A 12,736-nucleotide genomic window follows, 5' to 3' on the forward strand; every position below is an offset into this window, starting at 1 on the left:
TGCAGTCCTATGGAAAAGGGAGGGAGGTCACATAATGCTGTAAAGACGCGTGTGTGGCTGAATAAATGCTAAGAAAAGTGACATTAAGTATTGACGAAGTAGAAGCGAACGATATTTTAGCTGAAGATATTTTTTCCGAGTATCGCCTATTAGCTAAAAAAGATTTAGTGCTAACTGAGAGAATTATTGCATTACTTAAACTGAGAAAAGTAGAAGAATTATCAGTTTTTTTATCTTCAGATTCAGTAAGGGTTGTTCATGATTTAAGTTTACAGCGTACAAGAGAGTATGAGGATGTATTTGCACCGCTTTTAGAACAAAAAGAGGAAATAGATGAATATAAAGTAGCAGTCAACAATCTATTTATGACAACATTAGAAAGTGTTGTGCACGAATTACGTTATGGTCAAATTTTAAAAAGTACTCAAGACACAGCATATGTCAGAGGCGTGTTTGAGCGAATTTTAGAAAAAAAACATCGCTACGATTTACTAATACGTTTAAGAGAATGGGATGAGTACTCGTTTGTCCATTCATTTGATGCCTTTGTACTGGGAACTATTTTTGCGCGGCAATTAGGCTTAACGGACATAGAGATGCTAGCACGTGGTTATTTATTTCATGATATTGGAAAAGTATTTATTCCACAAGAGATACTAAGTTTAAAAAGAAAGCTGTCAGAAGATGAATTTGATATTGTCAAAACACATACAACAAAAGGCTATGAGCTACTTCTAGAAAATGGTGAAGCGGATATCGCTTATTTAGCACGTGATCACCACGAACGTTTTGCGGGAAAAGGGTATCCTAATCAACTATGTGCTGATAAGATGAGTGATGGCGTTCAACTATTACAAATTATTGATGTCTATTCGGCGATGACCTCAAAGCGTGTATATCATTCGGGATATAACGCAACAGATGCTTTAGCTGTATTATATCGGGATCGACATTTATATAATGAAAAGTTTATGCATAAATTTGTAGAGTGTCTTGGCATTTATCCTGTAAACTCAGTTGTGTTATTATCTGATAATCGTAGTGCACAAGTAGAGCTTGTCTATGATTTATTTCCAACGTTACCGAAAGTAAAATTATTAGATGAGCAAACGTCCATGAATTTACCCCTGAATTATAGTATAAAGATTGTTAAAATGATTGATTATCGTGCAAATAGTTTTGAAGAAATTTTCAACTTATTTATCGAACAGTTGATACGAAATGATGAAAATACTTTAAAAGTATATTTCAATAAATTAATCGATCATTTACATCCAAAAGAAATAGTTTTAAAAATCTTTCTACCTGCCTATCGTATTCTACGGCTACTAACTCGAGAAATTCAAACAGATATGAAGAAATTTAAAAATTCCATTCATATATTAAAGAAACTATTGGAAGAGCAATTAAGTGTTTTGTACATGGATTATCAGCATGAGCAAACAACAATTCTAGTTGTTGAAACTTCTATGCGTGAGAACTTTTTTATCAAACTTGTTCAGAGTATTTTGTATATTGATAAAATTGTGCCGTTCTTTATTAATCCTGGTGACGATCAACGTATTACACAACTGATGGAGCATTGCGGGGTCAATGTTGCCTACTTTATCGAGGAGGAACTAACGATAGACAAAAGAGTTCGCCCTATGCGTGAAGGCACATTTTTATATTATTCTTTAAGTGATATTGAGGAACTATTAGTAAACTTAGTTGGAATGAGTATGAAAAAGTTTTTATTTGAGGAAAAAATGCAGGAGCGTTTATTTATATCGTTAAAAGCATAGAACATGGCCAAATCAAAACTTGATTTGGTTTTTATTTTTGTATCTATAAAAAGGGATTGTTTGTTTAGTATTGAAACCTAGAGAAACAGCCGGTAAAAGTCCATGAATCACTGGTGTGACGAAAGAAATCGCCGGTAAGAGTCCGCGAATCGCCGGTAAACTTAGAGAAACAGCCGATAAAAGTCCATGAATCGCTGGTGAGACAGAAGAAATCACCGGTAAAAGTCCGCAAATCGCCTGTAAACCTTCGAAAGGCAACCGCCGTAGCAGACATTAACGGCATAGAAAAAAGTGTCAGATTGATTGCAGTCAATCTAACACTTATTTCTTTTGTCACAGCCGTTTTACTTTAGACAAATTTAATTCAAATTAAAATTGAAGATGCTTTTCGATATACGCTTTTACATCAGCGATTGGCATACGAACTTGTTCCATTGAATCACGGTGACGAACAGTTACTTGACCGTCTTCTTTTGAATCGAAATCGAATGTGATACAGAATGGTGTACCGATTTCATCTTGACGTCGGTAGCGTTTACCGATTGATTGAGATTCATCAAAATCAACTGGGAACGATTTACGTAGCTCTGACCATACATCTGCAGCTTCATCCGATAACTTTTTAGAAAGTGGAAGTACTGCTGCTTTAAATGGTGCTAAAGCAGGGTGGAAGCGTAATACTGTACGTTTATCATCACCCTCTAGCTCTTCTTCATCATAAGCGTCACATAAAAATGCTAATGTAACACGGTCAGCACCTAAAGATGGTTCGATGCAGTAAGGTACATATCGTTCGTTTGACACAGGATCAATATAAGTGAAATCTTCACTTGAATGTTCCATATGTTGTTTTAAGTCGTAGTCTGTACGATCAGCTACACCCCAAAGCTCACCCCAACCGAATGGGAATTTAAATTCGATATCTGTTGTTGCGTTAGAGTAATGCGATAATTCGTCATCCTCGTGGTCACGTAAACGCATCGAATCTTCTTTCATTCCTAAGTTTAGTAACCAGTTTTTACAGAATTCTTTCCAATATGCATGCCATTCAAGATCCTCACCTGGTTTACAGAAAAATTCAAGCTCCATTTGTTCAAATTCACGTGTACGGAATGTGAAGTTCCCTGGTGTAATTTCGTTACGGAAAGATTTACCGATTTGTGCAATACCGAATGGTGTACGTTTACGCATAGAACGTTGAACGTTTTTAAAGTTTACGAAAATTCCTTGTGCAGTTTCGGGACGTAGGTAGATTTCGTTAGTTGAAGATTCTGTAACACCTTGGAATGTTTTAAACATTAAATTGAATTGACGGATATCAGTGAAATCTGCTTTCCCACAATCAGGACAAACAACATCGTATTTCACCATTGTTTCTTTCATTTGATCGAAAGTCATACCGTCTACAATAATTTCATCACCTTTTGCTAGGGCAGCATCCTCGATGATTTTATCTGCACGGTGACGCGCTTTACAAGCTTTACAGTCTACCATTGGGTCGTTGAAGTTACCAACGTGACCAGATGCGACCCATGCTTTTGGATTCATAAGAATTGCCGCATCAATACCAACATTATGCTCTGATTCCTGAACAAACTTTAACCACCAAGCTTTTTTAACATTATTTTTTAATTCAACACCAAGTGGACCGTAATCCCAAGTGTTTGCTAAGCCTCCGTAGATTTCAGAACCTGGGAAGACAAAGCCTCGATGCTTTGCTAAAGATACGATTGTTTCCATTGATTTGTTAGCCATTATAATAGCCTCCTTCATAATTTTTACTTGCACAAGAGTGAAAAGTAAATGTGTTACATGACGAATTGGAAGAATGACCAGTTCAACCTTGTCATTTTCAAATCTAATTCGCCACATGCGCATATTGCATGATTTTAATTTAGCACGAGCTAAATTAAAAATAGCACCCGTCTCCGGGCACAAATAATGCCCAGGGACGAGTGCTAATACCCGCGGTTCCACCCTGATTGTTTTAAACGAACTGTTTAAAACCTCTTTTCAAAAAGTTAGCTCAAGGAGTGCCTTTTCTCTGCCACATTGTAGACTTTCACCATTTTCTACTCGCTAAAAATTGAACAGATACTTTTTTCCTATCATCGCCTGTATAACGCAAGTTTGCTCGAAAATACATTTAGAGCAAGCGTATGTGTCAATATTGTAGCATGTAGTTCTTTTCTTCGCAATAACCATTAAAATAGTATATAATAATTGAGCATAAGTATAACACTATTAGATTTGAGGCGGTGAGTCCAATCGAACTCAACAAACGTCAGGAAGACATTTTACAAATTGTGAAAGAGAACGGCCCGATAACAGGGGAGCATATTGCAGAACGTCTCAATCTGACAAGAGCAACTTTAAGACCAGACTTAGCAATTTTGACGATGGCTGGCTTTCTAGATGCTAGACCACGAGTTGGTTATTTCTATTCTGGGAAAAAAACATCCGTAACTTTAATGGATAGCATTAACAATTTAAAAGTAAAAGATTTTCACTCGGGACCTGTTGTTGTACCTGAAACAATGACGGTATATGATGCCATTTGTTTCATGTTTTCAGAGGATGTCGGAACCCTTTTTGTCGTTGATAAGAACGAATTTTTAACTGGGGTTCTCTCTCGTAAAGATTTACTGCGTACAAGTATTGGCACGCAGGATTTAAATAAAATTCCTGTACATATTATTATGACACGAATGCCAAATATCTCGTACTGTGAAAGATCAGATTCGTTAGTTGTTGCAGCAAATAAGTTAATAGAACGAGAAGTAGATTCGTTACCGGTAATCGAACCTCAAGAGGGTGGATTGACGATAGTGGGCCGTTTAACTAAAACAACCATTACACGTGCTTTCCTATCTCTTGCGCAAAATGTCTAACAGTTGAAGGGGAACAGAATGAAGAGATTACGCGTTTTTGTTATATCTGATTCTGTCGGCGAAACTGGTGATCAAGTAGCTAAGGCAGTTATTAGCCAGTTCCGACCAGGCTTAGAAAATACGATTATTCGGCGCTTTCCGCATATTCAAACAGAAGAGCTTGTTCGAAAAATAGTCTGCCTCGCTGCGAAACAGAAGGCATTTGTAGTTTATACACTTGTTCGACAAGACATGCGTGCATTATTGCATGATCTATGCGAAAAAGAAAAAGTTCATGCTGTAGATATATTGGGACCAGCATTAAAATCGATGGCAACCTTTATGGAAGAAATGCCATTAGAAACTCCAGGTATTGTGCATCAACTGGATGATGACTACTTTAAAAAAATTGAGGCGATTGAATTTGCCGTGAAATATGATGATGGCAGAGATCCACGAGGCTTATTGCAGGCTGATATTGTACTTGTTGGAGTTTCACGCACTTCAAAAACGCCGCTTTCACAGTATTTAGCACATAAACGTTATAAGGTGGCAAATGTACCGTTAGTCCCGGAGGTAGCACCACCAGAAGAATTATTGAAAATTGATCCGAAAAAATGTTTTGGCTTAGTTATTTCCCCTGATAAATTAAACTCGATACGAAAAGAAAGATTAATGACATTAGGTTTAAATGATGACGCCATCTATGCGCAACATGTACGTATTTTAGAGGAAATACAACATTTTGAAAAAGTTGTTGATGAAATAGGTTGCAAAGTGATTGATGTAACGAACAAAGCGGTAGAGGAAACAGCTAACGTTATTATTGAATATCTTGCAAGCCGTAAATAAGAAACCAAATTTAGTAAACCACCTCGGGTTAGTAGAGGCGGTTTTTTTGAGTCGGTTTTTAAATTTGTATAGATAAATACTAAAATTTGTTTTATAATAATAAAATTGTGGTAAAAATATTTAAAATGAGAAAAATCCTATTTTTTTGTCGAGAAATAAAGGATTTTTAAAACGGATATCGAATTGTGTTCTAGAACGTAAATTAAAGATGGTGATGAGTTTGGCAGGGAAAATACCAGAAGAAGTGATTGAGCAGATTCGTACACAATCAGATATTGTGGATGTCATAAGCGAATATATGCAGCTGACAAAGCGTGGGCGCAATTGGTTTGGTCTCTGTCCTTTTCATGGAGAACAAACGCCATCTTTTTCTGTGTCAACAGACAAACAGATTTTTCACTGCTTTGGTTGCGGAGCAGGTGGTAATGCTATTACTTTCGTCATGGATATCGAAGGGATTTCTTTCCCAGATGCCGTCGTAAAACTTGGTGAACGTGTTGGTATGCATTTAGATGTAGGCCCAAGCTTACCAGAGGCGACGACAAAGATTTCTAAAGCGGAAGAGAGGATGAAAGAAGCGCATGCTTTTGCGGCAGATTTTTTTCATCATTTACTGCTAAACACAGAAGATGGGGAAGAGCCTTTAAATTATTTGCTAGAAAGAGGATTTACAAGGGAACTTATAGAATCTAATAGCATTGGATGGTCTCTCCCAAGCTTTGATGCATTAACGATATTGCTTGAAAGAAAAGGTTATAACTTACAAGAAATCGCAGATAGTGGTCTAATAATCAAACGTGAAGGGGAAGAACGCTATTTTGATCGTTTTCGAGGACGTATTATGTTCCCGATTCGTGATGAGAACGGTAAAATTATTGCCTTCTCAGGACGAATATTGTCATCGACAGGTGAAGAGGCAAAATATTTAAATAGTCCAGAATCACCAATTTTTCAAAAGAGTGAAGTGTTATATAACCTAGATAAGGCACGAACCTCTATTAGAAAAAATCGTCAAGTAGTGTTGATGGAAGGTTTTATGGATGTTTTGGCTGCAACCTCAGTTGGCGTAACAAATGCCGTAGCAACAATGGGAACCTCGCTTACGAATCAGCATATCACAAAGCTAAAACGCTTAGTAGAGCAAGTTACAATTTGCTATGACGGTGATAATGCTGGATTTGATGCGGCGAAAAGAGCGGCACAGTTACTACAAACGGAGCGCATGAAAGTTAATATTGCGGTGATACCTGATAAGCTCGATCCTGATGAGTATATTCAAAGTTTAGGTGGACAGGCTTTTAAAGAACAAATTTTGGAAAACCCACATACGTATATTGCTTTTATGATGATGCATGCTAGACGAAATAAGAATTTTCAATTTGAAAATGATACGCTTCAATATATTCAAGAAGTACTCGAACAATTAGTGGGTAGCTCCTCACCAATTGAGCGAGATTTGTATATCCGACAGCTATCAAATGAAACGACGATTTCGGAAGAAGCTATTTATGCCCAATTCCGAAAATTAGAGGCAAATCAAGTACGCTCTGCGAAAGTGGAAATGCCAACGCATACACCTTCGATGCCAGTCACGCAGCAACAAAAGCCTATGGACGCAGCAGAACGTGCCGAACGTTTATTACTGGCTCATATGCTTCATAATATAGATGTAGTGGACAGGGTATTACGTAGTGAGCAAACAGAGCCTTTTGTAAGAGATGCATATATGGCTGTATTTGTTCGATTGGTAGGATTTTATGAGGAATATGGTCATCCAGATTATCAGCGCTTTGTAGAAATCTTAGATGACGCTGAATTACGCAAAATTGTTATGGAAGCTGCTTTAGTAGAACGTGATCCTGACCAGGCAGAATCAGAAATCGCAGATTCTATCCGACAGCTTCAAAAATATAGAATTGAGCAAGAAATTCATCAAAAGATGCATGAGTCAAAGGAAGCGGAGAAGATGCACGAGTATGCGCGTGCTCTTGAAATCGCCCAACAGATTATTCATTTAAGAAAATCGTTATCGGCGATTTAACCCGATTCGGTTGTTTAGAAGGAGGAAGGTTTATGGCGGACAAGTCTGAACGTTCAAAAGAGGTAGAAGTAGAAATTACATTAGATGAAGCAAAAAAATTACTACAAGAAAAGGCGAAAACTGAAGGTGAAATTTCCATGAAGGAAATTTCAGAGAAATTATTGCCTTATGAATTGGAAAATGAAGAAGTTTTCCACTTCGCTGAAGATCTTGAAAAAAATAAAGACATTCAAATTATTGGTAAAGAAGAATTTGAAGAAGAGAGCTTAATGAAAGAAGAAGCTAGCGAAGAAACGTTCGATTTAAACGATTTGAGCGTACCACCAGGCGTAAAAATTAATGATCCTGTACGTATGTATTTGAAAGAGATTGGCCGTGTTGATTTACTTTCTGCAGAGCAAGAAATTGCTTTAGCAGAGCGTATTGAGCAAGGTGACGAAGAAGCACGTAAACGTTTAGCAGAAGCGAATTTACGTCTTGTAGTATCGATTGCAAAACGCTATGTTGGTCGTGGAATGCTATTCCTTGATTTAATTCAAGAGGGGAATATGGGGCTTATTAAGGCAGTTGAGAAGTTTGACTACCGCAAAGGCTTTAAATTCTCAACATATGCAACATGGTGGATTCGTCAAGCAATCACACGTGCAATTGCCGACCAAGCACGTACAATTCGTATTCCTGTACACATGGTAGAAACGATTAATAAACTAATCCGTGTACAGCGTCAATTGTTACAAGACTTAGGTCGTGAGCCGTCTCCAGAAGAAATTGGCGAGGAAATGGATTTAACACCTGAAAAAGTACGTGAAATTTTAAAAATTGCGCAAGAACCTGTATCTCTTGAAACACCAATCGGTGAAGAAGATGATTCACACTTAGGGGACTTCATTGAGGACTCTGAGGCACAGTCTCCTTCTGACCATGCAGCATATGAATTGTTAAAAGAACAACTAGAAGATGTATTAGATACATTAACAGACCGTGAAGAAAATGTACTTCGTTTACGTTTTGGTTTAGATGATGGTCGTACACGTACATTAGAAGAGGTAGGTAAAGTATTTGGTGTAACACGTGAACGTATTCGCCAAATTGAAGCAAAGGCACTTCGTAAATTACGCCACCCTTCTCGCAGCAAACGATTAAAAGATTTCTTGGAATAATAAACAAACACAATACTTTTACTATAAATGCAAACCCCGCCATCACTATTCATGGCGGGGTTTGCCTTGTATTAGCAATCGAAACGCAACTAGAAAACAGCAACACCCTCGATGTAATCAATATATTATCGGAAGAAACTTTAAATAATTGCTTAAATGATGTAAAAATATATAATTTGAACGGTGTAGTCGTTCCATTTTTGCGACTTTTTACAGATGCTCTTTTATGATTTGTGAGATAAAATTGTATTACAACCATTATTAAGCAATGTTTGGAGAATATATGATGACAAATCCACGGAAAAAAATTATTTTAAATGAGATATTGTTTTGGAAGCAAAATAAGCTATTACCAGAGCACTACTGTGACTTTTTAGCGACTCTTTATGCAGAGGGAAATGATATAGAGGAGATAGAGTCAGCAACTCATAAACAGGCTGTATTGCCTTTAGAAAAAAGAAAAATGATGTTCTTCATTGTGGGATTGTGCTTGGGTATGATGGTACTCTTGTATGTTTATTTTACAGTAACTTCTTTGTTGCTTTTTTTAACGGGCATTGTAGCAATCGCTGCAATTACATTATTCATAATAGCTTTCCGGTTTGCGAGCAAAAATAACTTTTTAGCGCCTGCTTTGCATATTATTGCTGCTATACTGTTATTTAGTTTATCGATTCGCATGTATACTACATATTTTAGTGGAAATAATATAGCGTTATTTGCCTTTATAGCGGCAAATTGTGCCGTCTGGTTATTTTCAGGATTAAAAATGAAACTACTTTATTTCACAGTCTCTGGAGTTCTAGGGCTAGTGGCACTAATTGGTTATTACTTGTATAATTTTATGTAAATTTCAACACCCTTCTATGACTACCATTGTCCATAGAAGGGTGTTTATTTTTCTAATATAGCAGTATGGCTTTATTGGAAAAGTAATTTCAAAAGAAATTCAATGAAAAAATAGTGAATAATAATATATTGAAATAATAGTATAACCTATTTATGCAAATGTCATTATATATAGTCAGCTTAATAAAGCACAAAGGTTTAACGAGAAAGGAGCAATTAATTTTCATCGTTAGATGTATATGAATGCAATTGAAGTGGCAAAATATTTGCGAGAAGTAAAACGATTTTTGTTTGGAAAGGGTTCTCCATAAGTCTAAATATTGGTTTTAACAAGACATAATTTATCCAATTGATACAGAAATGTCGAAATTGTTACAAACAAAGGAAAACTTAGCGAATGGGGCTTTTCGTTTCATGTTTAATGCAGTACAATATTAGATGTTGACTGATTCTATATTATAATAGAAGTAGATTTATTAATGAGGAGGGGAAACATATGAAAAACAATCCAGTCGTTCCTTACATCTTGATTCTGGCATTTGGTATTGGTCTTATTTTCTTCATGTCTTTACAAGGCGCAGATAACAAGAAAGAAATTGCTGCTGAACATGAGGGCGGTGGCGAAACTACAGAAGCTAATGATGATGGTTCTGCATTAGTACAAACTTGTATCGGTTGTCACGGTGGTGACTTAACTGGTAGTGTTGGTCCAAACCTACATGGTTTAGATGAAGCTCATATCGTAGACGTGTTAACAAACGGTATTCCAGGAACTCCGATGACACCAGGAATGAAAAACGAAGCGGAAGCAAAAGCAATCGCTGAGTACATTTCTACTCTAGAATAGTTTTGAAAAGTGGCTGTACTAAAAGTGTATTTACGCTTTTAGTACAGCTTCTATTATTATAATGGAGTTGCTCAATATATGAGACAACTCCATTTGTTTTTTTGTTCAACATCATACATACTAGAATGGACTCTATATAAGGTAGGCGGTTAAAAATGAACGCACAAAAATTATCAAAGCGATTAGAAACAGTGGCAAAATTTGTTCCAACAGGTGCGGTTGTGGCGGATATTGGCAGTGATCATGCTTATTTACCATGCTATTTAATTCATAAGGGAATAGCTACTAGCGCAGTAGCAGGAGAAGTTGTAAAAGGCCCTTATGATTCAGCGGTGGGACAAGTGAAAAAAGAAGGATTAACAGAACAAATCACGGTTAGATTGGCAGACGGCTTAGCTGCAGTGGAAGAATCAGACCATGTAGATACTATTACAATTGCAGGAATGGGTGGACCTCTTATTGTGTCAATATTAGAGAAACATCCACAAAGCTTACAAGGTGTTACACGTCTAATTTTGCAGCCAAACATTCATGCAAAAGTTATTCGGGAATGGGCTTTAAAAAATAATTGGGCAATTCTCGATGAAGATATTTTAGAGGAAGACGAAAAAATTTACGAAATTCTTGTCTTACAACGAGGACCGATGGAGCTAACTGCAGCAGACATCTTATTTGGACCTAAATTATTGCTTCGTCAATCACCAGCATTTATGAAAAAATGGAATCGAGAAAAGGAAAATTGGCAGCGCGTTTTACAATCTATTGAAGGGGCAGAGCCAACACTTGATATTGAGGAAAAACGTGCAGAATTAATAGCGCTACTTGATTTAGTGGAAGGAGTTTTATAGCATGAAATCTGTGAATGGTCAGGAGATTATTCAATTATTTGAATCATGGTCACCGAAAAATCTTGCTTGTATGGAAAATGATCCAATTGGGCTTGCCATTGGAACACTAAATAAACCTGTAAGTAAAGTTTTAGTCACATTGGATGTCAATGAAGCTGTAGCAGATGAGGCTATCGCTCAAGGATGTGAATTGATTATCGCGCATCATCCACCAATTTTCCGCCGACTAGCCAATATTCGTACGGACAATCCTGCAGGACAATTATACGAAAAGCTTATCAAACATGATATTGCTGTTTATGCCGCACATACCAATTTAGATGTGGCTGAGGGTGGTGTCAATGATTTATTGGCTGATGCATTGCTGCTTGAAAATCGTTCTATTTTAGAAGAAACGTATGCTGAGGATGTTCTTAAGCTAGCTGTGTTCGTACCGACTGCAAATGCGGATACGTTACGTGAGGCATTAGCAAAGGCTGGCGCTGGTCGTATAGGTTCTTATGAGGCATGTAGCTATACAACGAGTGGAGAAGGTCGATTCCGAGCGCTAGAAGGGGCTAATCCATATGTTGGTTCGGTTGGTGAGTTACATGTGGAAGAAGAAGTCAAAGTGGAAGTGGTATTCCCAACGCCCATTAAAAATCGCGTTTTAAAGGCGATGTTAAATGCCCATCCATATGAGGAGCCTGCATATGATGTGATACGCTTAGATCAGCAAACGAACATTATGGGATTAGGACGTGTTGGCTATTTACCCGAAGAAATGACGTTAAAAGGCTTTGCAGAATTTGTAAAGAAACAACTAGATGTGCCAGCTGTTCGTGTTGTCGGAGATCTGCAATCAAAGGTAAGAAAGATTGCCGTAGTTGGTGGAGACGGAAATAAATATATTTATACGGCAAAGCGTGCTGGAGCGGATGTGTTTTTAACAGGTGATATGTATTTCCATACTGCTCAGGATGCACAAGCAATTGGTTTACAAATTGTAGACCCAGGTCATCATGTAGAAAAAGTAATGATTGCAGGGGTTGCAAAAAAAATGGCGACGATGTGTGACACAAAAAAATATGCAGTAGAATTTGTTCAATCTACTATTCATACGGAACCGTTTTTATTTGTTTAAGAGAGGGGAATGGGAGTGGCAAATGGGAGACCTGCTGGCAATAGTGCCGGCAAGTTATGGATTATAATTGGTTTACTAATTGCTGTGTTCGGAGGCGGCATGACAATTATGACGAATATGATGAATGAGAAAAAAATAGATGCAATGACTGAGCAATGTGAAGACGATGGGGGCAAAGCCATTGTATCGAAAGAAAAGAATTTTTTATCAACGAACTATTCGTTTGAATGTGAAAAATAGTATGTGAATAAACGCAACTTTTAGAGGAATTTCCTTTAAAGGTTGCGTTTTTTTTGTTGAGGCTTAAAAAGATAAATCTACTATTTTTTACTGTTATATAAATATTTAAAATATATTGATTT

Annotated in this window: 11 protein-coding genes; 10 read left to right on the forward strand and 1 reads right to left on the reverse strand. The window is 37.1% G+C overall.

Going from position 1 to position 12,736, the window contains the following annotated elements; translation table 11 throughout:
- The first annotated feature begins 65 nt into the window (after positions 1–65).
- Positions 66–1,784 (forward strand): HD-GYP domain-containing protein, encoded by a 1,719-nt coding sequence (locus NSQ74_RS12230; RefSeq protein WP_340823632.1) that lies wholly within the window; start codon positions 66–68, stop codon positions 1,782–1,784.
- A gap of 369 nt (positions 1,785–2,153) precedes the next feature.
- Here the strand turns inward: NSQ74_RS12230 and NSQ74_RS12235 are convergent, their stop codons facing one another.
- Positions 2,154–3,539 (reverse strand): glycine--tRNA ligase, encoded by a 1,386-nt coding sequence (locus NSQ74_RS12235; protein ID WP_340823634.1) that lies wholly within the window; start codon positions 3,537–3,539, stop codon positions 2,154–2,156.
- A 503-nt stretch (positions 3,540–4,042) separates the two neighbouring features.
- Between NSQ74_RS12235 and NSQ74_RS12240 the strand changes: the two genes are divergently transcribed.
- The 9 genes from NSQ74_RS12240 to NSQ74_RS12280 all read left to right on the forward strand — a co-directional run bounded on the left by NSQ74_RS12240 (position 4,043) and on the right by NSQ74_RS12280 (position 12,614).
- Positions 4,043–4,675, forward strand: coding sequence for a helix-turn-helix transcriptional regulator (locus tag NSQ74_RS12240; protein ID WP_172772074.1), 633 nt, complete (start codon positions 4,043–4,045; stop codon positions 4,673–4,675).
- Between the two features lie 18 nt (positions 4,676–4,693).
- Positions 4,694–5,506, forward strand: a complete 813-nt coding sequence (locus tag NSQ74_RS12245) for a pyruvate, water dikinase regulatory protein (protein ID WP_340823635.1) — start codon at positions 4,694–4,696, stop codon at positions 5,504–5,506.
- A gap of 208 nt (positions 5,507–5,714) precedes the next feature.
- Positions 5,715–7,547: a DNA primase gene (dnaG, locus tag NSQ74_RS12250; protein WP_340823636.1), complete on the forward strand. Its 1,833-nt coding sequence runs from the start codon at positions 5,715–5,717 to the stop codon at positions 7,545–7,547.
- A gap of 32 nt (positions 7,548–7,579) precedes the next feature.
- A complete protein-coding gene (gene rpoD, locus NSQ74_RS12255) occupies positions 7,580–8,707 on the forward strand; it encodes an RNA polymerase sigma factor RpoD (RefSeq protein ID WP_340823637.1) in 1,128 nt (375 codons plus the stop codon).
- 286 nt (positions 8,708–8,993) lie between these two features.
- A complete protein-coding gene (locus tag NSQ74_RS12260; RefSeq protein WP_340823639.1) occupies positions 8,994–9,557 on the forward strand; it encodes a hypothetical protein in 564 nt (187 codons plus the stop codon).
- Positions 9,558–10,052: 495 nt separating this feature from the next.
- Positions 10,053–10,403 (forward strand): cytochrome c550, encoded by a 351-nt coding sequence (gene cccA, locus NSQ74_RS12265; protein ID WP_172772070.1) that lies wholly within the window; start codon positions 10,053–10,055, stop codon positions 10,401–10,403.
- Between the two features lie 155 nt (positions 10,404–10,558).
- The gene (locus NSQ74_RS12270) at positions 10,559–11,251 is read left to right on the forward strand and encodes a tRNA (adenine(22)-N(1))-methyltransferase (RefSeq protein WP_340823641.1); all 693 of its coding nucleotides are present in this window, start codon (positions 10,559–10,561) and stop codon (positions 11,249–11,251) included.
- 1 nt (position 11,252) lies between these two features.
- Positions 11,253–12,374: a Nif3-like dinuclear metal center hexameric protein gene (locus NSQ74_RS12275; RefSeq protein ID WP_340823643.1), complete on the forward strand. Its 1,122-nt coding sequence runs from the start codon at positions 11,253–11,255 to the stop codon at positions 12,372–12,374.
- A gap of 9 nt (positions 12,375–12,383) precedes the next feature.
- The gene (locus NSQ74_RS12280; RefSeq protein ID WP_340823644.1) at positions 12,384–12,614 is read left to right on the forward strand and encodes a hypothetical protein; all 231 of its coding nucleotides are present in this window, start codon (positions 12,384–12,386) and stop codon (positions 12,612–12,614) included.
- Positions 12,615–12,736 lie beyond the last annotated feature (122 nt).

This window comes from Lysinibacillus sp. FSL W8-0992 (genome assembly GCF_038008685.1).
Classification (GTDB): domain Bacteria; phylum Bacillota; class Bacilli; order Bacillales_A; family Planococcaceae; genus Lysinibacillus.

Excerpts from the sequence above, each read along its gene's own strand:
- NSQ74_RS12245 (WP_340823635.1), top strand. The coding sequence starts at position 4,694 with ATGAAGAGATTACGCGTTTTTGTTATATCTGATTCTGTCGGCGAAACT.
- NSQ74_RS12230 (WP_340823632.1), top strand. The coding sequence starts at position 66 with ATGCTAAGAAAAGTGACATTAAGTATTGACGAAGTAGAAGCGAACGAT.
- NSQ74_RS12280 (WP_340823644.1), top strand. The coding sequence starts at position 12,384 with ATGGGAGTGGCAAATGGGAGACCTGCTGGCAATAGTGCCGGCAAGTTA.
- dnaG (WP_340823636.1), top strand. The coding sequence starts at position 5,715 with ATGGTGATGAGTTTGGCAGGGAAAATACCAGAAGAAGTGATTGAGCAG.
- NSQ74_RS12235 (WP_340823634.1), bottom strand. The coding sequence starts at position 3,539 with ATGGCTAACAAATCAATGGAAACAATCGTATCTTTAGCAAAGCATCGA.
- NSQ74_RS12260 (WP_340823639.1), top strand. The coding sequence starts at position 8,994 with ATGACAAATCCACGGAAAAAAATTATTTTAAATGAGATATTGTTTTGG.
- NSQ74_RS12270 (WP_340823641.1), top strand. The coding sequence starts at position 10,559 with ATGAACGCACAAAAATTATCAAAGCGATTAGAAACAGTGGCAAAATTT.
- cccA (WP_172772070.1), top strand. The coding sequence starts at position 10,053 with ATGAAAAACAATCCAGTCGTTCCTTACATCTTGATTCTGGCATTTGGT.
- NSQ74_RS12275 (WP_340823643.1), top strand. The coding sequence starts at position 11,253 with ATGAAATCTGTGAATGGTCAGGAGATTATTCAATTATTTGAATCATGG.
- rpoD (WP_340823637.1), top strand. The coding sequence starts at position 7,580 with ATGGCGGACAAGTCTGAACGTTCAAAAGAGGTAGAAGTAGAAATTACA.